Below are 23,318 nucleotides of genomic sequence, written 5' to 3'. Positions count from 1 at the left end.
CGATTATCATTAAAAATGAGGAAAAAGACCCTCAAAAATTAATCTTGAACATGACTTTTGAATGAATAGTCTAAAAACCCTTTTCCAGATAATTCGACATTTTCTTTTAATAATCACGAATCACGAACTTTCGTATGAATAGAATTCTGAACAAAAAACCTGCTACCTACAGCAGGCTTTACCCTCTACTAATTCAAACAATACACTTATTCGCCACCGCCACCATCTTCGCAGGCATCTCTTCCCGCAGTCGCCATACAAAGCTCATAGGTTTGTTCCCCTCATGACTCACATAATCGGCTTCGCCCAGGAAGACAAATGGAGATGTATAGTTATGCTCCTCCTTATACTCCCGCACGAACAGCACGATCCAGTTACCTCTCTCGCGGTGATGGATATACCGCTGCGCGGTAACCGTATGCTCCGACACCCTGCTTTGAGTCTGCCAGTGGAATAGCCGCTCGTTGATCGCATAATCCTCATACAGAGTAGATGGTGAGAAATCTTTGTCCGATTTGTTCAATGTAATGAAGAAGATGTCCGTCTGTTCATCGGCAAAATACTTCACGCCTTCACGGAAGGCGGGTGATTGCTGATCATTCCAGTAACCGAAGGCGGCGAGCACTTGGTCGATGGAGTACGTACAGTGGATATCCAGTGGACAAGTGTACGGGAACGGATTACTTTTATCCACAAATCGCAGATGAGCCAGATTATATTTGAAAATATCCACAAGCTCTGCTCGGAATGCTTCACAAGACAGCACACGCTGCACACCCTCTTCGATGCTGCTCAGTCCTAGCTTCTCGGGCGCAGCCCGGTGGAAGGTGTAATAGAACATGATCAACATGCGCTGTTCATCCGCGGTAGTCGGTTCTTGGCCTTTTTCAATAAAGTCGATCAGGAACGTCAGCCAGCTTCTGGAGTTGATCGTCAGTACCGACGGTAGTCTGCGGATATATTCCTCCTGCTCGCCCTCGATGGGCGATGTTAGTCCAGCTTCGGCCAACATACCGCGGAAATACCTTTTACCCGTACGTCCACCATACAATTCAACCAGTGATATCCCGTGATGATCTACAAAATGAGCCAAGGTTAGCGGCAGTCCGGTGTCTTGCTGGAACGTTTGCAGCTTCTGGATCAGCGCTCTGCGATTACGACTCATCTGCTTGAGGTTGCGCATGATGTATTCTTTCGCTTGCTTCTCTAATTGAATGAACGTGCCGCGTGGCAGGTTAGAAAAGCCGTTCTCGACGTAGTACGAGATGGAATGTTTGGTGACGCCGATCAGAGCGCGGAACTTATCTTGGAACCTGTACTCCTGATGCGATTGCCCGATGAAGTCGAGCACGGTCAGGCACTCTTTGCCACCTGCCATCCGCAGTCCGCGTCCCAACTGTTGCAGGAATACGGTCAGACTCTCGGTAGGACGCAGGAACAGAATGGTGTTTACCTCAGGGATATCCACGCCCTCATTGTACAGATCAACGACAAAGATCATGCGCAGTTCCCCGTTCACCAGCTGTCCTTTCGCAGAATGACGCTCCTGTTCGTTCGACCTGCCATGCAGGGCTATGGATGGAATGCCGGCTTCGTTAAATATTTTTGCCATGTACATCGCATGATCCACCCCTACGCAGAACCCAAGTCCCTTCACATCGTCCAGATCGGTTACGTATTTGTTCAGACTTTGGATGATCTGGTTGGCACGGATTTTGTTATGAGTGTAGAGCTTGTCCAGTTCGTTCAGGTCGTAGCCTTTACGCGACCACTTCACCTGGGATAGATCGACAGTATCGGTGACGCCAAAATATTGAAAAGGGCTCAGGAGCTTGCGGTCAATTGCATCAGTCAGACGGATCTCGGCGGCAATCGTATGATCGAAGTAGGCGGTAATGTCTTTGCCATCCATCCGTTCAGGCGTGGCAGTAAGCCCTAGCAAAATCTTAGGTTCGTAGTGGGACAACAGCTTCTGGTACGAAGGCGCAGCGGCATGGTGGAATTCATCCACAATGATGTAATCGTAATAATCTGGGCTGGTGACCTCCGTCAGCTTCATGGAGTTAAGACTCTGAATACTAACAAACAGGTGATCCAGCGCCTCTGCTCGGTAATTCCCCACATGTAGCTCGCCCAAGTTCATATCCTTCAGGATATACCGGAACGTATCCCGGCTTTGCTTTAAGATTTCTTCCCGATGGGCGACAAAAAGTAGCTTTGCTCCCGCATGGCTTGCACGGAATCGTTTGTAATCGAAGGCTGAAATGACCGTTTTGCCAACGCCTGTGGCGGCGACGATCAGATTACGGGTTCGTCCATACAGCGTACGCTCGGCGTGAAGCTGTTCAAGTACTTCTTTTTGATAATCGTAAGGCTGGATGTCGAGGTGAAAGTGGTTGGACTGATCTTTTTTGCGATTCAGAGCCGCCTTCAACTGTGCCTCATTGCCTTCATCCTCAGCTACATACCGCGTAAATTCACGGTCATTCCAGTAACTCTCGAAGGTCGCTTCAATCTTGCGCAGCACATCGAGTGAATCCTTCTCCGTCACCTTGAGGTTCCACTCCATACCACTGGTCAGCGCCGGGTTGGACAGGTTAGAGGAGCCGACATAGGCAGTAGTGAATCCAGTATCCCGGTGAAAAATGTACGTTTTGGCGTGCAGCCGAGTCACTTTGGTATCATAGGAAATCTGGATTTCCGTGTTGGGCAGTTTGCTAAGTTCGGTAATGGCTTTGAGGTCGGTTGCTTCCATATAGGTGGTCGTGATAATCCGCAACTTCCCGCCGCCTGCTGTAAATTGCTGAAGCTGTTCCAGAAGTAGGCGAAGCCCGCTAAATTTGATAAATGACACCAGCCAGTCGATCCGATCGGCTGTCACGATCTCCTTTTGCAGCTCCAATAACATACTCGGTTCGGACTTTGCACCTGTGAATAAAGAGCTTTGGGAGATCGGCGTATCTGGACGAACGATTTTGGTATCCCGGACCGCACGAATGCTGTTCAGCTTGGAATACACATGGGTCAGCACTTCCCCCTGCTCGTCCAGTTGCAATTCGTTGTACTCTTCTTCCCCCAGTGTGCCTTTCAGGGTAGCAATAATCTCATTACACGTTCGGATCTGCGCCAACACTGCCGTCTTATCTTCTGTCTGTTCCCGAACAATCTTGTGTGGGTGTAGGATGGTTGTGGATAACGTATTGTAAATCTCTATACATCCCTATTTATAACCGATAGTATAGAATCCTTCCTTATTCAATTTTCAAGATAAATTCCGATAAATATAACAGATCGTATTTTAATTATACATAATTAGGAGTGTGAGTAGTTTGTGGTATGGTGTAGGTTGTTTGGGTATGATCATTTTTGGATCAATTAGTTTGCTGGGTATCTCCAATGATAGTAAATTTGTTTTTTGGTTTGGAGTAGTGGGGTTCGCCATATTCAACTTCGGAGCTCTTATTCTTGGTGAAGTTAGGAAGAGGAGATTTGCTGAAGATATGGATGGAGTAATGGATATGACTCTTAATCGTACAAGTCAATTCGCTGCTAGTCAGGAGTTTCGTTCCGTAGATTTAGAGAGTATGATTGCAATTGACGAAACGAAGCAGCAAGTATGTTTTATGTATAACACACATGATAACCAAGGGGTTGAACTCTCTCGTACTCTCTCCAAGTTTAATTATGAAACGAAAATATTTCACTATGAAGATATACTCCAGTCCGAGATTATTATTGATGGAGTAACTCACACCAAAACCTCAAGATCTAGCCAAGTCGGTGGTGCCATGATTGGGAGCCTAGTTGGCGGGAATGTTGGTGCGATCATCGGTGGTCTCAGTGCGCTTCAAACTTCTCAAACCCATGTTAGATCAATACAATTGCAGGTTGTTGTTAATGACCCTCAAAGATCATTTTATAGGATTAACTTTGCTTTGTTCGAACAACCTGTCGCTAAGAATTCTTCTTCATTTATAATAGCAAACGACAAAGCTACTCATTGGCATAACCTTCTTAGTTACCTCATTAAAACAGTGGATCAAGAAGAACAAACTACACTTATTGAATCTAGAAAAGAAGAAGAAAAAATATTTCCTCACTCTTCTGTAGCAGATGAATTATTAAAACTATCGGATCTACTTGAAAAGAAGCTTATTAGTATAGAAGAATACAACCATTTAAAGAATAAACTATTAAATTAGATTAGATTAAAAATCAGTATGTGAATAAAAAAATGGAGTACTTTCTATTGCCTCTGAACGACAGAAGTACTCCACTTTTGGTGCAAAGCATATCTAGATCAACTGTCACTCTTACTCGTCATTCGTACCTTGGATTTAGACCATCTCTCCATACGTCATCATCAACAAATTCAACATCTTTCTCTTGAAAGTAAGCTCGAGTCTCTTGCTCCAAATCATTCAAGATTTGGGGCCAGTCCTTCTCGTTAGTTTCCTTGGATTCAAAATCCCCAACAATGTTCAGCCATCGCTGATTTAACTGTTGATACTCCTCGATCCTGGTTTTAAGTTCAAGTGTTACAGGATAACTGGTTATGTCCAGTCTCTCGAACGTCATTCGCATGCGGTGAAGTGTAGGTGGCATTACATCATCTTGACCTAGATCGTTTGTGAATAAAGATCCGGGTATTACCAGCCAGTTAGCTTCTTCACTGAAATTTAGATTCATCAAGTTATACTTATCTATAATCTGCGTCATATTTGTAAAGTTGTAATAGAGCTGGCTGGCTTGTTCTCCATCCTCAACCATCTCGTTTGTTATTTGCTCATTCTCAAGTATTCGATCAAACAAAATATCATTATTTATAATTGTACTTTTCATATCAACCATATCTTGTCGTACATTCATCGTTAGATACTGTTCATACATTCTTTTTTCTTTATAAAAGCTATAGGTTAGAACAAGTAATAATGCTAAGCCAATACAGCATCCAATCATTACGAAGCGTTTCTTTAAAATCATGGCAATTTGTTCTCCTAAGATTTTATAGTAAGAAGCACCTCTACATTTGTCTGGTAGAAGTGCCTTTATACATTATTTATCTGTAATTCAGTTGTGAGGTTTCTTAAAAATTGAATACTCAATATTTTCAAGAAGTTCTCCGTAATGCGTTTGGAGTAATTCAAGATATGTTACGTTGAACGTATACGTTCCGTTTTTATAGAAAAATATCTCTTCTCCAGATGTGTGATAGAATACTCCATCTACTTTGAGTGATCCGATAACATAAAAGGAAATTTCGTACATTGTTTTATACCATAATTCATATTGTTGATTATTCTCCAATTCAAAAGATATGGTTTGTTGATACATAAAATCCTCTTCTTGAAACATAGTTTCATAAGAAGCTGCTGGATGATCAGCCGGGAAAATATTATCATAAGCAGTTATTTTCAAACCACCGCTTAGATCAAACTCATGAATGAACAATGCATTGTGTTGTCGGTTCATATAATTCACTTCAAAACTCTTACTTTCAATTAATCTTTTCAACCATAAAGGATCTTGTTTTCCATTCAACTTCAGTGAATATTCCATAAACTTGTCTCCTCTACTTTAAGGGAATACTGATATGATCTTACCGTCCTTTTTGATTGCGATAACTTCTTCTAAACCTTGGATTTCCCATTCTTTAAATTGCTTAAGCAACGCAGAATCATCTCCAGACCACTTTGTTAAATTAATCACCACATTCTTGGTTTGTTGTTTAATCACAACCTTTTCTTGAACCTCACTCCAAATACCTCTAATACCTTTATTTTCAGTTGGTGCATAACAATCAAATATACGCCCTTCAATTCTAAAATCGGGATCTCTTTTGGAATCAATTCCATCACTATCTAAAACTTTAGGGTTCTGTTCAATCCGATATCCACTTCTCGCCAATTGATCAGCAGCATCATTTTCTAATTCTAAAGACTGTTTAGTCGCCTTATCCGCATTATTTGGAATTTTTGTTCTCGCTCCACTTGGTAAGGCCTCTGGATTAGGTGATTCACTTGGCTTTATTAGATCTCTGGGACTGTCAATTCCCTTTTGAGGCTCCTTCTTATCTCCCCCTGATCCCCCAGATCCAATGTCATCCTTCGAACGAAAAGCTCTGCCAAACAAAACATACGCCAAAGCCTGACCTGTCATCGCTCCACCGTAATATCCTGCTCCACTCTCATCGATCTGTTTCTTCTGCTCATCCACAAATTGCTCTATGTCAGATCTCGCGGTTCCCGTACCCCAGGCGGTATCCCATGCAAACTGAATACCACGCCCAACATCTACAACTTTGTCCACTGTCATGGCATATGCCACACTGCTTAATGTACTGAACGGGTTAGAGAAGAAAGCTTCTGCCGTCTGGCCCATTCCTGTTAATGTTTCTCCTACTGATTTATCAAGCAGCCCTACAGCGAAATTTCGCTTTAGCTCCTCTGGAATGTATAGCGCAACCTCTCCTGTGCCATCCGTTGTTCTGAAGTTCATGGCGATAAACGTAAACTCTTTCTGGATTTCGTCCAACAGCCCGAGTGTAGTCGGGAACACTTCTTTCACCTGCATAAAATCCCAAAAGAATCGCTCTCCTGTCACACCAGACCAATCGGACTGCAACATATAGATCGATTTTTCCAGTTCCCAGACCATTCGCTCCAGTTCCTGTTTCTTCTGTTGGACCAACCGGGCCTTTTCCTCCAATAGATCGGGATGTACCTCGATTCGCTGCATTTACTTTTCACCACCAACCTGACCTTAGTTTATGTACCTAAATTTTAACAAGTGGGAAGGAAGATTGGAATCAAACGGAAGGATCATTTCCTCAGAGGTTATCCGGTCGTTGGGCAACATCCTTGGGTAACTATTTTTGCACATTAATGCATGGATGAATGCCGTTGAGTCGACTGGGTATCTTGTACAAAAAGAACAACTTCTATCACAGATAGAAGTCGCACAAGATAACAATACAGCATGATTAAATCTTCTTTAAGACACTACAAATTGTACGACAATTGGAGTCCCATCATTTAATGCATCTCCACCGGGAATTGTAATTGTAGTCGTCGTAGCCGAGGATGTATCTGCTGTTTGCATAAGGCCATTAATATAAAGATTGTAGTAGTTGTAGGTGCCTGGAAATGCGGTTGCAGCTACACCAGCGTCGTTTGTAAAAGCAGTCGCAGCAATGGCAAACGTTGCCCCAGTGCCGGTCCCATCACCAATGGTTGCAACAAATCTTAAACTGTTCTGAAATGGTGTCACAAGTGGCATGTTTCTCACCTCCTACCTAACATAGTATATGTGGTAGGTTTGGGAGTAGTGAAGGCAAAGGAACCAGCAACTAAATCCAATTTTAACCATTTATAATATTGGCTGTTATTATAATTATCTCGATAGTGATAGGTGTCCCTGCAAAGATCACACCGTTTTGTGACGAAAAAAACAACCTCTCTGCACTTACACTGTATGAGTTTCTTGGTTGGACAATCCCGTTTATATAAAGATTGTTGAAACTAGTAAGTCCAACCCCGGCAAATTCGGTTATGCTGTCGCCATCGTCATTTGTGAATTCTGTGGCAGGAATTACAACCGATGCCGACAAATCCAGATCGGTATCCGGAAAATAGAAGTAACGGTTTGCCGTAGGAATGATTTCAATTCCGGGTACGGTGCCCGGCGGACCTTGCTCACCTGGGGGACCCGTTGGTCCTTGGACTCCGGGAGTTCCCGGTTGACCTGGCTCACCCTGAGGACCTGCGGGACCCTGCGCTCCGGGAAGTCCTGCTTGACCCGGTTCACCTTGAGGACCAGCCGGACCTTGCGCCCCGGGAACTCCGGGTTGACCCGATTCACCTTGAGGACCAGCCGGGCCTTGCGCTCCCGGAATTCCCGGTTGACCCGGCTCACCTTGAGGGCCTGCCGGGCCTTGCGCTCCGGGAGCTCCCGGTTGACCCGGTTCGCCTTGAGCACCTGCAGGACCCTGCGCTCCAGGAACTCCCCGTTGCCCCGATTCACCTTGAGGACCAGCCGGGCCTTGCGCTCCATGAAGCCCCGCTTGCCCCGGCTCACCGTGAGATCCGGCAGGGCCCTGGGCACCTGCCACACCTTGCGTTCCAGGGAGACTCACAGTCTCCAATTCGTGCTGTCTCAACGGAGCCAGCTGGGGGGCGGGCTCACAGCATACCGGGTTGCTGCCTACCCCTCTCGGTAATGCAATGACTTTTTTGTCACGGGCCATTTTCTGTGATCTTAATGGACGCTTCAGTGAGCAGCGCTTTTTCCGATAAGATCTGCGGATAATATGGCATTTCTTTCGTTTTCCCAAGTGTTTTTTTCTACATTTCAACGTAGAACGACTGGGCCTTAATTTGTTGAGGGTGGCTGTCCTCTTGTTCAGATACTTCAAAATGGTCATCTCCTTAGGCCAAGGCACACAGTATATATGCCCTATACTATGTCCTTAGCACATTCGGAGAGTGTGCGAATAACTATGAGGAAAGCCCAATAAAAAAGACAAGAGTCCTGCTGTAGTTGTCCTTTGTCTTGCCAGCATGGCTTCATTGTTTAATTATGAGGGAAGCGAAATACCCTTATGAAGCGGAGTTCAACTTCCTTTTTGCCGTCCAATAGCTCCAGCCTTGGAATACTACAAACAACGCTACTGCCATGATCAAACTTATCCCCATCTCCACCAATCGCTGCATATTCCCATTCAAGAAAACGCTGTACCCCTGAGTTACCGCGGAACTGAACTGTTCTGAGGCGAAAAATACATAATAGAGACTAAACATCAGCATATGAACAAAGGTATACACGATGGGGAAGGCAAAAGGACAGCGGGGGATGGGATGATCTATAATACAAATATTACCACACCACACAAGAGACAAATTCCGTGATAAACTAACGCTATGCTCCATTACAGCGACGATGCGTTGCTTGATAAGATTTTATATTGAAACTCGGAGGAATATGGATGAGAACGGCATTAACGAAATGGAACCGAATGAGTCTTATTAAACGAATTTTACTAGGAATTGTCTTGGGGATTGTCTTGGCCCTGATCGTGCCCGGTGCAACAGGAATTGCACTTTTTGGTTCCTTATTTGTCTCAGCATTAAAGGCGGTTGCTCCAATCTTAGTGTTACTTTTGGTGATGGCCGCTATATCCAACCATCGAAAAGGTGTTCAAACCAATATGAAAAGGATTATCGTCCTTTACGTTATGAGTACCTTTCTGGCTGGGCTGCTCGCGGTTGTGGCAAGTTTCTTATTTCCGGTTACATTGACATTGGTATCGGATGTGCAAGAATTGACTCCACCTGATGGCATTGTTGAGGTCCTGAAGAGCTTATTATTGAAGTTGGTTGATAATCCGGTAAGTGCACTGATGAACGCTAACTATATCGGTATTCTGGCTTGGGCCTTGCTGCTAGGTGTTGCTCTCAAAAGCTCGAGTGATAACACTAAAAACCTGATTACTCAATTCTCGGAAGCTGTATCGAAGATTGTGAAATGGGTAATCCAGTTTGCACCGTTCGGGATTATGGGTCTTATTTTTGACTCCATTACAACAAGCGGACTTTCGTCTTTGTTGGGTTACGGAAAATTACTTTCCGTTCTTGTTGGATGTATGGTGTTCACCGCGCTTGTTGTGAATCCACTAATCGTATATCTGAACATTCGTAAGAATCCATATCCCCTCGTCTTTCAGTGCTTAAGAGAAAGCGGGATTACGGCATTCTTTACACGAAGTTCTGCGGCGAACATTCCAGTCAATATGAGATTATGTGAAAAGTTAGGCTTGGACAAGGATACGTATTCGGTATCCATCCCGTTGGGCGCTACGATTAATATGGCGGGGGCAGCCGTTACCATATCGGTCTTATCCCTTGCAGCTGTTCATACGATGGGTATTCAAGTGGATTTTGGAACAGCGCTGATTCTCAGCGTGTTATCCGCTGTTGCCGCTACTGGCGCCTCGGGTGTGGCGGGTGGCTCTCTTCTTCTTATTCCTATGGCATGCAGCTTGTTCGGCATATCGAATGATATTGCGATGCAAGTCGTTGGGGTTGGCTTCATCATCGGAGTGTTGCAAGACTCATTTGAAACGTCCCTGAATTCATCCTCGGATGTCTTGTTTACCGCTACAGCAGAATACGCTAAGAAACGTAAAGAAGGTAAGAAAACAGCAGTTCAACTCTAAACCAACAGCAGTTGGCCTACCATATCCCCTCCTGGTTACAGTGAAAAAAGATCACATGATGACATGCGATCAACACCGTGGACCCGAGGGGATTTCTTCATTACAACGTAAAATGGAACAATAACTTCTGCAACATTTTTTCTCCATAGAAGAAGGCATGAGCGCTCCGTTTTCTTGCATCAGCGTTACACATTATTAAAAAATCCCCTTCAAGTAACCACATGTTCTGAACGAACACCGTTTACTTGAAGGGGATTGATCTGTACTCTACTTCTCGAATCGGAACCAGCCGAAGTCAAACTGACTGCCTGGCAGGAAGATAAAGCTTACTTTCTGCTCACCTTTCACCTGTTCAAGCTCAAACACCCGTTCTTCGTATCCACTCGACTGTGTGAACTCAACCAGCTGGTTGCTCTGTCCGTCCGCACCTGTGAAGCGAATATGAATCGTATTCTTATCAATCGGTGAATGGCCGTAGATCACGAGCTTCGACGTACCTTCTGCCGTAAAGTCCATGTTTTCAAACTCCAGTGACACATTGTTTCCGATACCTTCAACACGGTCACCCTCAATTTTGAACGTATCTCCATAGAGATGATCACAGGATGCAGCAGCATTCTGCTCGAAGGCCCGACTCTGACGTTCGAAGGAGAAGCCTTTAATATGAATCTTCTGCTTCAGTACAAAACAGATCGACGTAATTCCGCTAAGACGTTTGGACAATTGGTATGTCTCTTCCTGGTACACATTCCAAATGGACTCTTTGTCATACACCACATCCGCGATCATCGTACTTCCTTCTTCATCCGGCATACCTTCCCAGATCTGAATGAAGTAGTCCTCCGTAGACAACGTAAAGATTGGAATGGTAATCGTATCGGAACCGTATGGCCCGAAGTCAATATTGCGGAAGCCTACATGCGTCTCCCCGTCCCGACTTGTCGCTACCCCACGCTCATTGCCGTTACCAACCTCACCTTTGGTGTAATCGTACAGTCCGCCCGTGATGAAGCCGTATGGATCTTTGTATGCTGTACCCAGACCGTCCGCCTTGAACTCCAGCTGCGAGATCAGTTTCGTTTTATCCGTACCGTTGGTACTGGTTGCGCGAAGCCGGAACTCCCCGTCACCTATAGCCGATACCTTCACCGCATGTTGATGCTCACCGTTGTCGCCCGTTTCTGCTTGGACAGCTTCCACTTTAGCAATGTTGGACTCGATCCCCGCATCATTCACAACGGCCCACTCGATATCGCGATAAGAGGTGTTCTCCGGGTACAGCTTGGCGGTTACGACCAGCTCCGGGTTAGATGGATCGAGCAACTGTCCTGCTTTACTGATGATCTCAATTTTCCGCAAAGGAATCTCCTGAGCATTCCCCGTTAGCACCGGACGTTCTTCATTGTTCATGAAGACAGCTTTCGCTAGTTTCTCATCAACCAGTTCCGCATCCACAATACGCGATTCAAACTCAGCTACAGCCCCTTCCAACCCTTCGGAAGAAACTTCAATCCGCACCGTTCCAGGTTCATTCGTCGCTCCGATGATAGCCATCAGTTTGCCGCTGAACAGTCTTCTGCTCAACCCTTTGTATGGATCGTAGTCCGTGCTGTCCCCGTTATCCAGACCCAGCAATCGTCCTGCACCCGTCACCTGAACTTGTACGCGATTGTTCGCATTGTGAACCGGATTACCCGCCTCATCTTCCACATCAATTTCGACAAAAATGAGGTCTGTACCATTCGCTTGCAGCTGCTCCCGATCTGCTTGCAGACGAATTTTCTTCGCATCCGTATAGGATCTTTGCACATCGGTTGCAATGATCTGCCCGTTCTCATCATAGGCGATCGCTTTCAGCTCGCCCTCTTCATAAGGCACTTTCCACCAGCCGGATAGTTGTGTTCCATTGGCATGATCGATATCGTACGTGCCAATGGTTTTGCCATTGAGTTGCAGCTCAATCTTCGGTGCGTTGCTGCACACGCGTACATCAATGATCTGACCCGGGCTGAAATCCCAGTAAGGGAACAAGTGAACCATCGGACTTTTCTTATAATCCGTCCAAGCCGCTTGGTAGATGTAATAGGAGTCTTTCGGGAACGTTGCTGTATCCAGCTGTCCAAAATACGAATTCTTCGTATGATACGGTGTCGGCTCTCCGATATAATCGAATCCGGTCCACAGGAACTGGCCCAGTGAATAAGGCGTATCCCGCTCTGCCAAAATGCAGTATTCTGCCGACTTCGCACCCCAGCTCGTCGTACTGTTACCCAAAGCCGAGCACTGCTCATCATCATCTGCCAGAATCGGCTGTTCGAACGGGAAGTGATAAATGCCGCGGCTCTGCACCACAGAAGACGTCTCACTACCATAGATGATCCAATCCGGATGCTCTTCATGATGTTTGTCATAATATTTTTCCGCATAGTTGTAACCTGCCAGCTTCACGATATCTGCGCATTTTTGTGCATTTTCCCAAGGCATGTAGTTGGAACCAATCGTCACGCCAGCATTGCCTTTTGGATCAAATTCCAGCACATAATCCATCAGCATCCGGGTTACTTCCTGTCCACGCTCATCCGCATGGGTATCATAGATTTCATTCCCGATACTCCACATAATCAGGCTGGCATGGTTACGGTCGCGCTTCACCCAGCTCTTCACATCGGTATGCACCCACTCTGGGAAAAATCTCGCATAGTCGTATGGCGTTTTGGCACGTTCCCACATATCGAAGGCTTCCGATACTACCAACATCCCCATCTCATCCGCAAGTTCCATGAACTCTTTGGCAGGCATATTATGCGCGGTGCGGATGGCGTTAACACCCATTTCTTTGAGCAAAACGAATCTTCTACGCAATGCCGTCAGGTTAAACGCAGCTCCCAACGCCCCGAGATCATGGTGTTCACACACGCCGTTCAGCTTCATCTTAACTCCGTTCAGGTGGAACCCTTCATTGGCATCCAGCTTGATATTCCGGAATCCAATGCGCTGTGATACCGACTCCACTGTCCGATGTTCCTGATCCTCCGAGGTCAATCGCAGCTCCGTCACCAGTTCATACAGATGCGGTGCATCCGGGCTCCATAGGTTAGGATTCACAACCATAAGCTGTTGGCTATCTACTGATGCTGCCGCATTCTCACCCACCGAAGCCGTAACATTCGCTTGGCTGGATGCCACCACCTGACCTTCATACAAGATCGTATGCATCAGCTCTGCTTGTTGATTCTGTTCCAGGTTCAGCTCCGTATCTACTTCCACCTGCCAGCCATCCGGCTGCTGCTGAATCGATACATACGTTCCATCCGTCACGATGTGATTGCGGTCTCTCGTTTTCAGCCACACATGGCGATAGATTCCGGCTCCGGAATACCATCTGCTGTTCGGGCTCTGATGCACTACTTTGACTACAATCTCATTGTCGCCTTCCACCAGTGCATCCGTGATCTCATGTTCAAAAGCAGAATAGCCATACTTCCACTCCCCAACCAACTGCCCGTTCACATACACCGAAGAATCCATGTACACGCCATCAAAACAAAGCAAAAGCTGCTGCTCATCCTTCGTGTAATGGATCGTCTTGCGGTACCATCCAATGCTGTCCTCATACAGTTCAAGCGTATTATATATCAGCCAATCATGGGGAAGTTCCACAGGTTCATAGACCAGACCCGCAGGTTCCGTAACATCCAGCTTACTTTTCGCAAATTGCCATCCATCATTAAAAAGTCTCTTCTGATTCATGGTAGATTCTCACTTTCTTGAAGTAAATTATGATTGCGGTTACAACAGTAGATGTCGCTTTTTCCGAAAACCTTTTCGGTAATACACAAGTATGACTATAACACATAACCCGATTATACCATCAGTCTCTTTCCTGTACCTCCATTTCAGAAGATTTTTTAGCCAGATTAATGAACATTTTATTCCCTCCAAGCATTGTAACTTTCGATGACAACAAACCAAAAAGGCAACCCGTCTAACGGGTCACCTTCTATATCAATCCTTTAGCACGCCACTTCTTCTCTCTACACTCCTACACCAACCTTACTCTACTTCTATCCCTTGTAAAAAGGGTTCCACCCTATGCCTTTGCCCGATGGCATCGCGCCAGGCACCCCATCCGCTTCAAGCAGCGGACGGACAACTAACTTCACGGGCCACTCCCTGCTCTCGAATATCGCATGAGCGAGGGCGGCCCGATCAGATTCGGGAAGCTGCACATGTTGCAGCGCTTCCTTCCAAGCCTGCTCAGTGATCTCCCATAACTTCGTTTCCGGGATGTGATACACCTCGCTAAGTGCCTCCATGATCGCAGCCAGATTCACCTGCGTCCCCAAAGACTGCACATAAAAGATCAGCTTCTGGATCGTCTCGTTATACAGGCTGTTCGAGTAACCCGGCCGAATATGGTATGCAGGGTCTGCAATGCCATGCTTGTCCAGATAAGGCTGATGCAAACGCACCGAATCATGATCGCGGAACAATAGACCTTTTACCTGATTATCCCGTAACACCAGACAACAGTTCTGACCATGAATCTCAGGCACAACGCCCACCTTGAACAGACGTATCACGATGTCATAAAACGTCGTAGCTATACTGGTATAGAAGTCGAGGACATCCGTGCTGCTCAGGTTATCCCCCAGAATCTCCGTTAATAGATGATGCCCTTCCAGATTCACACCCAGTGCGGCCATTGGGATTACTTTGTAATCTTCATCCAATAACTCAGAGGGATACACACGAATCTGTGCAGCCAGATGCCGGGGATGATCATCGAACAGTCCCATGGATTCCGGCATGAAACCCCACCAGTTCGGTTCTTCACACATATACACTTTGTGCTTCAACGTCTCGTCACAGGCAACAGCTTGCCTTAGCATCCGTTCTCCAGCAAGACCATTCAGAAGTTTGACTACTGGAAGGTAACGAGCAGCCCCCAGAGACAGCACACTAACCGGTAGCTTGAGCATTAGGGTAGATTCGGTTGACGGAGCCATCGAGCGCAGAGAGGATGTGGCCTGTACGTCGCCCCCTTCTACATCCAATACGACAATGCTGCCTTCCTCGACCTCTCCAGTGAAACGGGGCAGGATCACATGTTCCAATTGCCATGGATGAACAGGCATCGGCAGATATTCGTCCAACGTGATCCCTTTGCGGGTAAACTCGGCTTCCACTACTCCACGCTGAACATCGTCTAACACGTCCAAAATGGACATCCCATCTTCGCAACCTTGCTGCACTGCATCCAACCGTATAGCCACCCAGCGCAGCGAAATCGCCTTCCCGAATTCCGCTGCATACCGTGTGACATCCTCTGCATTGAATCCCACTTTGGCTTTGGACGATGGGTGAAATGGACGATCCCGTAATGCCGCAACGCGCTCCCCCTTGATAAACCATTCATAAGCAGAAGCTGGGACGTTGGTGGACAGATACTGGACTTGTTCCCAGCCCAGAGCATACTGCTCCACAGCAATGTCCAGACTAGCAAGAAACTCCGCCACTCCGGGCTGCGCATAGGCCTCATCCGACAAAGCCTTCTGTAACACGGCACGTCCAACCTCTGCCGGAGAATCAAGGAGAACCCAGCTTCCATCTGTTTTCTCCTCGTAGATCGGTGAACCCTGGACCCACTGAATCCCCTGTCTCACCCCTTCTTCAACCAGACACAGCACGCCTTGAGTGTGTAATCTGTAGCGAGAAGCTACATTCTGATTAAGCTCTTCGCTGTCATATTCCTTATACAATCGCCGGAACGGTGCAGGTGCCGTAGCAAAATCAATAAATGGGTAATCCTCCAGTGGGAGTAATTGCTCCGACAAAAATGAATTCATCAGATCCGCCATAATCCGGCGTTCAGCAGCTTGCAGACTGGAACGCTTCATCAGTGTTGACATGATTATTGTCCTCCGTTAGATAATGGAATGCCGGGTGCGGATGCCCCAGAAAATCATGATGCGAGATGGTCCAGCAATAAGCCCCAGACTTTTCAAATACAACAATGTCTCCTACCCGTAGCAGCGCTACCTCCGCATCGGAATGCATGCGATCTTTGGGTGTGCATAGCTCACCTACGATATGGACTCGACGACCTCTTACCTCTGGCCGGGCAAATGAATGTTTCCAACGGTCTGTCCCCATAATCTGAAACGGGTGGTTATGTCCCCATGAAGCAGGCAGACGATTGTGGTGCGTACCTCCCCTTAACACGGCAAAATACTGACCATGAGAAGTTTTGATATCCGTAACCTCTGCTGCGTAATACCCATGGTCTGCCACCAGCAGTCGACCCGATTCGAAATACAGCTGGCCTCCGCGTGAAACAAGGCGCTGTCTGGCTTCACTTTGCTCCAGCAGAGAAGTGAATAATGGCCAGTCGAATCCGGGACTGCCATCATACGTGACACCGAATCCACCTCCTGCATTCACCACTTCCACAGGTAGATCATACTGCTGCTGCCACTGCTCCACCTTTTGCAAATACAGCTCGATCATCTCGGCATGCAGCCTGGCATCCATATTGTTGGACAAGGAATGGAAATGGAACCCGCTTAACCGAACCACACCCGCGCCTTCCACACGAATGAGTTCAATGGCTTCTTCCACTGCCTCTTCATCGATTCCAAAAGGACTCGGCCCACCACCCATAACAATCTTCGTCCGAGGTAACGTACTGCTTCGCAGGTTGATTCGGAGCAGTATGCGCACTTCCTGCGCTTGCTCCGGCTTCAGTTCCCACTCTTGCTTCTGCCTGCTCCCCTGCACCTGATCATGCTCATGTTCCTTCGCTCTTTCTTTCGCAATCGTGATAATCCGCCGCAACTCCAGCCAACTTTCCACATGAATGTAACTCACGCCATTCTCGATGGCTAGCCTCAGTTCGCTCTCCTTTTTACCCGGACCTCCAAACAGAATCGGAATCTCTCGGCTTACCGCTCTAACCTTGAGTAGCTCTCCAATCGAAGCCACTTCAAAACCCTTCACCAATGGAAGCAACGCCTCAATGATCCGCGGATCTGGATTCGCCTTGATGGCGTAAAACAACTGTGTGTTTCCGGGCATACAGCCTAACATCTGACGTACCTGTTGCTGAATGCCAGCCAAGTCGTAAACGTACGCACATACCGGTTCTTCCATCCCGCGTTGCAGTTCATCAATCGCATGCCATACACTAGGTTTCATATCTGCCCACCCGCATTCCTGTAGTCATTCCGTTTTTGAGCATATGCCCGAAACGCCGTATTCCGATCATCACCAAGCACGTATATATGTACTCCCCGCTCAGCCCAAAGCGACATATCCTCCACACCTCTGGTGACCGTTGCATAAGGTACTTTGCACTGCTGGGCAGTAGCATGCAATTCATCCAGCGCACGTCTCACATCCGGGTGCTCTGTCTGCCATGGCACGCCGAGGGATTGCGACAGATCCGCCGCTCCTTCCAATACAAAACTCACCTGTGGGTGAGATAGAATCTGTGCACTTTGCCGAACTCCCTCCGCACTTTCAATCATAGGTACAACCATCACTTGTTCGTTCGCTTCCCCAATATATCCCGTGAGTGGATATTTCCCGAATACACCGGGACGACCACTATTCAAGCTACGCATGCCAACCGGATGATAGTAGGCGTGGCGAACCGCTTCTTCCACCTGCTCCAGTTGCTCGACATGCGGAATGACGATGCCTTGTGCGCCGCAGTCCAGCACTTTGAGAATCTCCGCTCTCTCCACCTTCGAGATCCGTACCAACGGGGTTAGGCCGACCAGCTCCGCAGCACGAACCAACTCTTCCACCGACTCCATCGATGTTGCGGCATGTTCCAGATCAATAATGACAAAGTCATATTCCGCATGTCCGATCATCTCGATGATGATCGGGTGTGGTATGGATACAAAAAGACCATATACGGGCTGTTTGCGTGCAATTTTTTCCTTCAGCGTGTTAATCCTCATTCGACGATTCCCTTTAATTCGGGTGTTCTCTCTGATTCAAGTGCATCCTTTGATATCTTGAGCGGATTGCTCGCTTTGCGGAAATATAACTCCCCGTCCCCATACAGACGGCGCTTGGTCATCTCTTCGATCAGTGCATCTTCGGCAAAAAGGTCAAATGCAGCGAATCGCTCTTCGTACTCCGGGTGCTGCTTCTGATAATCCACAATCACACCTGCGCACAGCTGCCAGAACGCTTCCTCCGACAACCCAAACTTCTCCAAAGCCAGCGCAATATCCGTCATACAGATAAAAAAGAATGCATCATATGTATAGTCACGGACTTCCGACACATCGCCTGCATAGATGAAGGAATACCGATTGAACTTGCGATGAGTTTCGGGCTCTGGATTCAGTTTCGGTGCCCGTTCCGGGTACAACAGTTGATCCGGCACATAGCGAACACCATCATGCAAATCCTTGATAATAATTCGTTTGGGCAATTCATCTTCCAGTACCAAAATGATATTCTGAGCGTGAGATTCCAGCGCAATCCCGTGTGCATAGAGCAGATGAATAATCGGCAGTGTAACTGTGCGAACAAGGGCCTCGCTCCACTTTTCCACACCATGTCGTTCTACAGCATCCTGAATAAATGGAATACCATCCGGCTGCACCAACATCAACGCATTCAGCGGCCATGCTGTCTCGCCTTCCTTCAGATGAACCGATACATTCTCCCGCCAGATCGCACCAAGTGTGCCGTAGGCTCGTCCATATTGGGTTGCAGGCAACAGTTCATAACGGAATGACAGTCCCATGATTTCTTTCAAAATGCCAAACTGAGCCTGCTGCAACAGCTCATCCTCACAAACGAGTTCTTCCAGCCAATCGCTGATCAGCGGTGCGTTCTGGGTCGTATGCTGTGCCAGAATACGTGTGCTCGACGTGTTGGTGATGCTAAGGGCCAGCTTGATGTATGGGGCTTCCGGGTTCACCCGGTTCGAGAGTGAACGGATCGACTGCTGTGCACGATAGGGCGAAGACGATGGACCAAGATACACAATGTCCCCATCCATCCGTTGACGGGCAAATACCGATTCCAACTGATGCTCCCACTGCCATGGATGAACTGGTATGAACACATAGCGATCACCAGCGTCAGCACTTATTTTTCCATCAACCTTGCTGCCTTTGCTACCTACGCCAGAGCCTATTGAGCTATCATGAACAGCTGTTATTTCACCAACCTCGGCACTGCTCTCAAGCTGATCTGCACTCGTCGCATATGCGTTAACGTTCTCGGCCATGTCCGTACGACCTTGTTGTTGCAGGATCTGTTGAAATCGTTGCATATCCTCTGCCGTCAGATGTTGCCCCACCAGTTTTTCAGAGCTATACCCTGCGGATACAGCGGTCTGAGCCAATTCTTTTTTCACAGCAACCCAGACTAATGCAACTTCCGTGTTAAATTCAGGGCCATAAGACAGATTGTCTTTCAAAGAAAATCCCAGCCTCGACTTATAACTCGGATGGTACAGATGACCGTCAGTCATATGACTTTCGAGCGCATCATAATGACGATCTTCACTCGGAATGTTCATGGGCAATATCGCCCGGCATTGACTATCCTTTGCCATCGTTTCGAGCAGTTCCTGGATAAAAGCCGTCACATTTGCACCCTTCAAAGCATTCAGCACGATTTCCTCCAGAAACAGATCCAGATCGGTGCAGCGGACGCCTTCCCTTTGGATCGAACCCTTCTTCACCTTCACTCGGCCAAAAGAAAACTTCCGTTCGGCTTCACACGTGTACGCCACAGGTTTCCCTGACGATGTAAGTCCCTCGGTTCGCCATTCGCTCCCACTTACATGACTGTCCAGAATGCCTTCGAACCACATCGCCTCCAACGTCTGCCGCATGATCCGTTCCTGTACACCCACGTAGGCTGCTTCTGTCCTGCCGCCTGCTTCAGCCCTGTATCCCACGACTCCCACGTACTTCACTCCCCATTCGTTTCATTACATTGCTCACCGGCACGTAGGCCGGGGTCTGGCTGATCCCTCTTAGACAACTCACCAAGTTTTGTTTGGCCAGAAAAGCATCCGTTGTCAGCAGATGTTGCACATATGCATTGCCCGTTCGTTCCAGTTCATCTACAAGTACCTCACGTACCTGCTTCCAGAAATGCTCCTCGAATACGTTCACATCTCGCGCCATGGCATGAATTAGAGAACCCAGATGATTAACGATAAAATAGTAAGAAGTCCGCGCCCAGGCTTTCTCTCGCGAATAAAATAATAAATCGGACGCAGCACGATCCTGCTCACTTATAAGTTCCTCATCCACACTGACTCCTTCCAGATCGCGGACGATAAAATCAACAGGCAACCCATCCTTTAAGGTCACAAGGGTATTCTGCAAATGAGCTTCAAAATGAATGCCTTTCTCTCCCGCCGCCCGTACAATCGGCAACAGAGAACATTTCAGATAACGTTCCAGCCAACGCTCGGCAATGTCACGTCCACCACCCAGCATCGCCATCAGTCTCGACCGCATCCTGGGAAGCGGTGCTTCAACCAGACTGGATAAGACATACGTATGCTCAACATCAAACTCAATGGGTCGATAAGCTATCGTAAACAGACTGGTTAACTCTTCATCTTCAAAAGCACAAGTCGCTACACCCGTCTCATACGCAATATGTGTGTTCGCTTCAGCACCGAAGCAGTCATGCTGCCTGACGTATTTGGAGGCATCCAGTGTTCTGCGCATCTGCTCAGCACTGTTGGTGCGAATCATGTTGGTGATCTGCATATTCAGTGACAGCTTGATATTGCAGTTCCATTCGGGAACATAAACCGTACGAACCGAAGAGGTTGGATAGACGGTAGGCCCCGCACTACCAAGCAGAATTAATTTTTCATCTCGAATATAGTGCTGTACCTCTGACAACCGTGATATGTATGCGTATTGCCATGGATGGACAGGCAGCAGCCCATACATCTCACTCTTTTCTTTTAAAATAGGCTCCACATGGCTCCACAGTAAGTCTTGCAAATCCATTGCCGCCTCGTCATCGACCCATTCCTGAACGTAGACATCCTGCCTCACGGCGATATAACAGAGTTGAAATGATGTCCGTAACTCCGGACTGTACTTCTGCACATCCTGCTCGCTGAAGCCTTTGGAGTTCTTCGGGAACGGATGGAACGGATGACCATACAACAGTGACTGTTCCGATGTGCGATAGTCGTGGATATCGAGACCGGCTGCTTGTTCGATATACAACGTGAGGTTGCCCACACTGTTATCTACCTTTTGTGCAAAATCTTTGGCATACGTCGCCTCTACGCGATTCGTATTCTCATCCAATGGATGTACATTCTCCAGCTCAAGTGAACGCTTCATTTCCATCACACTTTTCTTCATTCCATGCTGGTCCGAACTCGCTCCCTGTTTCCCATTCCCGCTTAGCTCAGATGTGATCCAACGAACAAGGTCACGATAATGCACCGCTTCCCTGCCAGATTCCATGCTGAGGTATTCATGCTCCCCCATGGCAGAGTAATAAGACAAGCGTCCTGTCACCGTCACCCCGCTGGCTTGAAAAGCAACAGCGTACGTCAGCGTATTTGAATTGATCCGAATATCGTTTTCCTTCTCTAGCGCAAGCTCACGGATGTAACAGTTCAGCAGCAGTTTGCATGAATGTTCATGGGCCTGCTGCTCAGCCTCAGACCGGAGCTTGTTTTCCATCTCGAACAATGATGCCAACCTTCTTTCGGGTTATAAGTAAGACCAGGGGAAGTGTAAGCAGTATGGCGCAGCCAAGTCCGATACAAATCTCTTTGAGCGCTCCCCATTTGGCCATCTCCATGGACGTTCCTGCCCCGGCAAGCCATTGCCAACGCATATCGTAATATAGGGTCAAGCCCATCACCGCAAACGAAGAAGCGAGCCGCTCAATTGTGGTCGATAACACCGAGCCTTCATGCATGTCTTCCTCCGGTAAAGCCTGTAAACCAATAGCAGAGATACTCATGCCTGACAGACCAACGCCAATTCCCCGGCACGCCATGAGCATACCGATGATCCAGATCGATGCTCCCATGGGTAGAACCGCAAACGACAGAATGGATATCGACACCAGCAACGTGCCCCATGCGATAAAATGTATGGACCGACCTCGGTCCAGCAAGCTGCCGCCAATCCACATGAACAGACTTGTGCAGATGGATAAGGGAATGAACAGCGCACCGGACATGGCTGGTGACAAGTGGAAGACATCCTGGAACAACAATGGCAATGCAAAGATCACGCCAAACATCACACAATCCTGAATCGTCGAGATCAGCACGGTCAGCGGAAAGACGGCATTACGCCGCAGCAACTGGTATCGGATCAATGGTTCCTTGCGACCGTTCTCTGTCTGGATAAAACGAATGAGTAATACCACACCCAGTGCAATCAGCAGCCAAGGTACCCATACCACCACAACAGGACTCGCGTACAACTGTACCCCCAGACTAAGAGCACCTACAGCACTGATCAGCATTATCACACTGGATGGATGCCATTTTTTCCTGCGGGCAGGGATATAGGTCTGAATGACTCGACCGCACCCAATGAACGAGAACACTGCCAGCGGAACATTGAGCCAGAACAGCATTTCAAGCCGTCCATACTGAATAATGAAACCACCCAGTGTTGGTCCGGCAGCCGGAGCCAGCATAAGCAGCAAGCCCCACGCTCCGGTAATTCGCCCTCGTACCTCCGGGCCGTATACATCAAACAACAGCACAAGTGATAACGGAATCATCAGCCCCGCGGCAACGCCATGCATGAAACGAACCAGCAAGAGTACTTCAATAGAGTGATAAAACAACGCACCTGCTACCGAGAACAGTCCATAGATACTGATGCCCAACATATACGTCTGCTTACGCCCTAGTCGGTCCACAATCAGGGAAGCCAGCGGCATTGTTAACGTCATAGCCAGCATGTACAGCGCGATGATCCATCCGCCTGCTGTCGTAGAGATCTGATAATATTGCACAAAATAAGGCAGCAGCAGGTTAAATGCACTGTTCGTCAGCACCAGCGAAAAGGCACCGATCAGAATCGCGAGTAATACTGCATGCCTCTTCATCAGG

The 23,318-nt window shown here is 47.5% G+C and carries 14 protein-coding genes and 1 pseudogene; 2 read left to right on the top strand and 13 right to left on the bottom strand.

The features are described 5' to 3' along the window. Window positions 1-193: 193 nt before the first annotated feature. Window positions 194-3,169 (bottom strand): annotated as a pseudogene (locus ACE04G_RS08375) (DUF3427 domain-containing protein); the annotation flags it as partial. A 160-nt stretch (window positions 3,170-3,329) separates the two neighbouring features. Here ACE04G_RS08375 and ACE04G_RS08370 point away from each other — a divergent pair. Next, window positions 3,330-4,202, top strand: a complete 873-nt coding sequence (locus tag ACE04G_RS08370; RefSeq protein WP_449005223.1) for an SHOCT domain-containing protein — start codon at window positions 3,330-3,332, stop codon at window positions 4,200-4,202. A 118-nt stretch (window positions 4,203-4,320) separates the two neighbouring features. On the opposite strand, the gene ACE04G_RS08365 is transcribed toward ACE04G_RS08370, so the two are convergent. The 5 genes from ACE04G_RS08365 to ACE04G_RS08345 form a co-directional block, all read right to left on the bottom strand. Continuing rightward, entirely contained in the window at window positions 4,321-4,983 is a 663-nt protein-coding gene (locus tag ACE04G_RS08365; RefSeq protein ID WP_449005222.1) for a hypothetical protein, read from the bottom strand. Between the two features lie 87 nt (window positions 4,984-5,070). Next, the gene (locus ACE04G_RS08360) at window positions 5,071-5,559 is read right to left on the bottom strand and encodes a hypothetical protein (protein WP_221818887.1); all 489 of its coding nucleotides are present in this window, start codon (window positions 5,557-5,559) and stop codon (window positions 5,071-5,073) included. A gap of 18 nt (window positions 5,560-5,577) precedes the next feature. Continuing rightward, window positions 5,578-6,738 carry a CdiA C-terminal domain-containing protein gene (locus ACE04G_RS08355; protein ID WP_449005221.1) on the bottom strand — a complete coding sequence of 387 codons (1,161 nt, stop codon included), beginning with the start codon at window positions 6,736-6,738 and terminating at the stop codon, window positions 5,578-5,580. A 255-nt stretch (window positions 6,739-6,993) separates the two neighbouring features. After that, on the bottom strand, window positions 6,994-7,278 hold the full coding sequence (locus ACE04G_RS08350) for a DUF4183 domain-containing protein (protein ID WP_036606220.1): 285 nt from the start codon (window positions 7,276-7,278) through the stop codon (window positions 6,994-6,996). A gap of 82 nt (window positions 7,279-7,360) precedes the next feature. Next, window positions 7,361-8,245, bottom strand: a complete 885-nt coding sequence (locus ACE04G_RS08345) for a DUF4183 domain-containing protein (RefSeq protein WP_449005220.1) — start codon at window positions 8,243-8,245, stop codon at window positions 7,361-7,363. A gap of 738 nt (window positions 8,246-8,983) precedes the next feature. Between ACE04G_RS08345 and sstT the strand changes: the two genes are divergently transcribed. Beyond that, window positions 8,984-10,213, top strand: coding sequence for a serine/threonine transporter SstT (sstT, locus tag ACE04G_RS08340; RefSeq protein ID WP_237176813.1), 1,230 nt, complete (start codon window positions 8,984-8,986; stop codon window positions 10,211-10,213). Window positions 10,214-10,480: 267 nt separating this feature from the next. Here the strand turns inward: sstT and ACE04G_RS08335 are convergent, their stop codons facing one another. From ACE04G_RS08335 to ACE04G_RS08305, 7 genes are all read right to left on the bottom strand, one after another. Further along, entirely contained in the window at window positions 10,481-13,963 is a 3,483-nt protein-coding gene (locus ACE04G_RS08335) for a glycoside hydrolase family 2 TIM barrel-domain containing protein (protein WP_449005219.1), read from the bottom strand. Window positions 13,964-14,277: 314 nt separating this feature from the next. Beyond that, the gene (locus tag ACE04G_RS08330; protein WP_449005218.1) at window positions 14,278-16,125 is read right to left on the bottom strand and encodes an IucA/IucC family protein; all 1,848 of its coding nucleotides are present in this window, start codon (window positions 16,123-16,125) and stop codon (window positions 14,278-14,280) included. After that, on the bottom strand, window positions 16,085-17,410 hold the full coding sequence (locus ACE04G_RS08325; RefSeq protein ID WP_449005217.1) for a type III PLP-dependent enzyme: 1,326 nt from the start codon (window positions 17,408-17,410) through the stop codon (window positions 16,085-16,087). The genes ACE04G_RS08330 and ACE04G_RS08325 overlap by 41 nt, the downstream gene beginning before the upstream one ends. Next, complete coding sequence (locus ACE04G_RS08320) at window positions 17,407-18,183, bottom strand: HpcH/HpaI aldolase family protein (RefSeq protein ID WP_449005216.1); 777 nt, start codon at window positions 18,181-18,183, stop codon at window positions 17,407-17,409. Before ACE04G_RS08320 ends, ACE04G_RS08325 begins: the two co-directional genes overlap by 4 nt. Continuing rightward, window positions 18,180-20,159: an IucA/IucC family protein gene (locus ACE04G_RS08315; RefSeq protein ID WP_449005215.1), complete on the bottom strand. Its 1,980-nt coding sequence runs from the start codon at window positions 20,157-20,159 to the stop codon at window positions 18,180-18,182. Before ACE04G_RS08315 ends, ACE04G_RS08320 begins: the two co-directional genes overlap by 4 nt. Further along, on the bottom strand, window positions 20,134-21,921 hold the full coding sequence (locus ACE04G_RS08310) for an IucA/IucC family protein (protein WP_449005344.1): 1,788 nt from the start codon (window positions 21,919-21,921) through the stop codon (window positions 20,134-20,136). The genes ACE04G_RS08315 and ACE04G_RS08310 overlap by 26 nt, the downstream gene beginning before the upstream one ends. Next, window positions 21,899-23,314, bottom strand: a complete 1,416-nt coding sequence (locus ACE04G_RS08305; protein WP_486094359.1) for an MFS transporter — start codon at window positions 23,312-23,314, stop codon at window positions 21,899-21,901. Before ACE04G_RS08305 ends, ACE04G_RS08310 begins: the two co-directional genes overlap by 23 nt. Window positions 23,315-23,318 lie beyond the last annotated feature (4 nt).

The sequence above is a fragment of the Paenibacillus sp. AGC31 genome (assembly GCF_057334655.1).
This window is presented reverse-complemented; position numbering and strand designations above follow the sequence as displayed.

Bases quoted from the DNA above. Each gene is read 5' to 3' on its own strand.
- ACE04G_RS08365 (WP_449005222.1), bottom strand. From the start codon at position 4,983: ATGATTTTAAAGAAACGCTTCGTAATGATTGGATGCTGTATTGGCTTA.
- ACE04G_RS08360 (WP_221818887.1), bottom strand. From the start codon at position 5,559: ATGGAATATTCACTGAAGTTGAATGGAAAACAAGATCCTTTATGGTTG.
- ACE04G_RS08355 (WP_449005221.1), bottom strand. From the start codon at position 6,738: ATGCAGCGAATCGAGGTACATCCCGATCTATTGGAGGAAAAGGCCCGG.
- ACE04G_RS08350 (WP_036606220.1), bottom strand. From the start codon at position 7,278: ATGCCACTTGTGACACCATTTCAGAACAGTTTAAGATTTGTTGCAACC.
- ACE04G_RS08345 (WP_449005220.1), bottom strand. From the start codon at position 8,245: ATGGCCCGTGACAAAAAAGTCATTGCATTACCGAGAGGGGTAGGCAGC.
- sstT (WP_237176813.1), top strand. From the start codon at position 8,984: ATGAGAACGGCATTAACGAAATGGAACCGAATGAGTCTTATTAAACGA.
- ACE04G_RS08335 (WP_449005219.1), bottom strand. From the start codon at position 13,963: ATGAATCAGAAGAGACTTTTTAATGATGGATGGCAATTTGCGAAAAGT.
- ACE04G_RS08330 (WP_449005218.1), bottom strand. From the start codon at position 16,125: ATGTCAACACTGATGAAGCGTTCCAGTCTGCAAGCTGCTGAACGCCGG.
- ACE04G_RS08325 (WP_449005217.1), bottom strand. From the start codon at position 17,410: ATGAAACCTAGTGTATGGCATGCGATTGATGAACTGCAACGCGGGATG.
- ACE04G_RS08320 (WP_449005216.1), bottom strand. From the start codon at position 18,183: ATGAGGATTAACACGCTGAAGGAAAAAATTGCACGCAAACAGCCCGTA.
- ACE04G_RS08310 (WP_449005344.1), bottom strand. From the start codon at position 21,921: ATGGAAAACAAGCTCCGGTCTGAGGCTGAGCAGCAGGCCCATGAACAT.
- ACE04G_RS08305 (WP_486094359.1), bottom strand. From the start codon at position 23,314: ATGAAGAGGCATGCAGTATTACTCGCGATTCTGATCGGTGCCTTTTCG.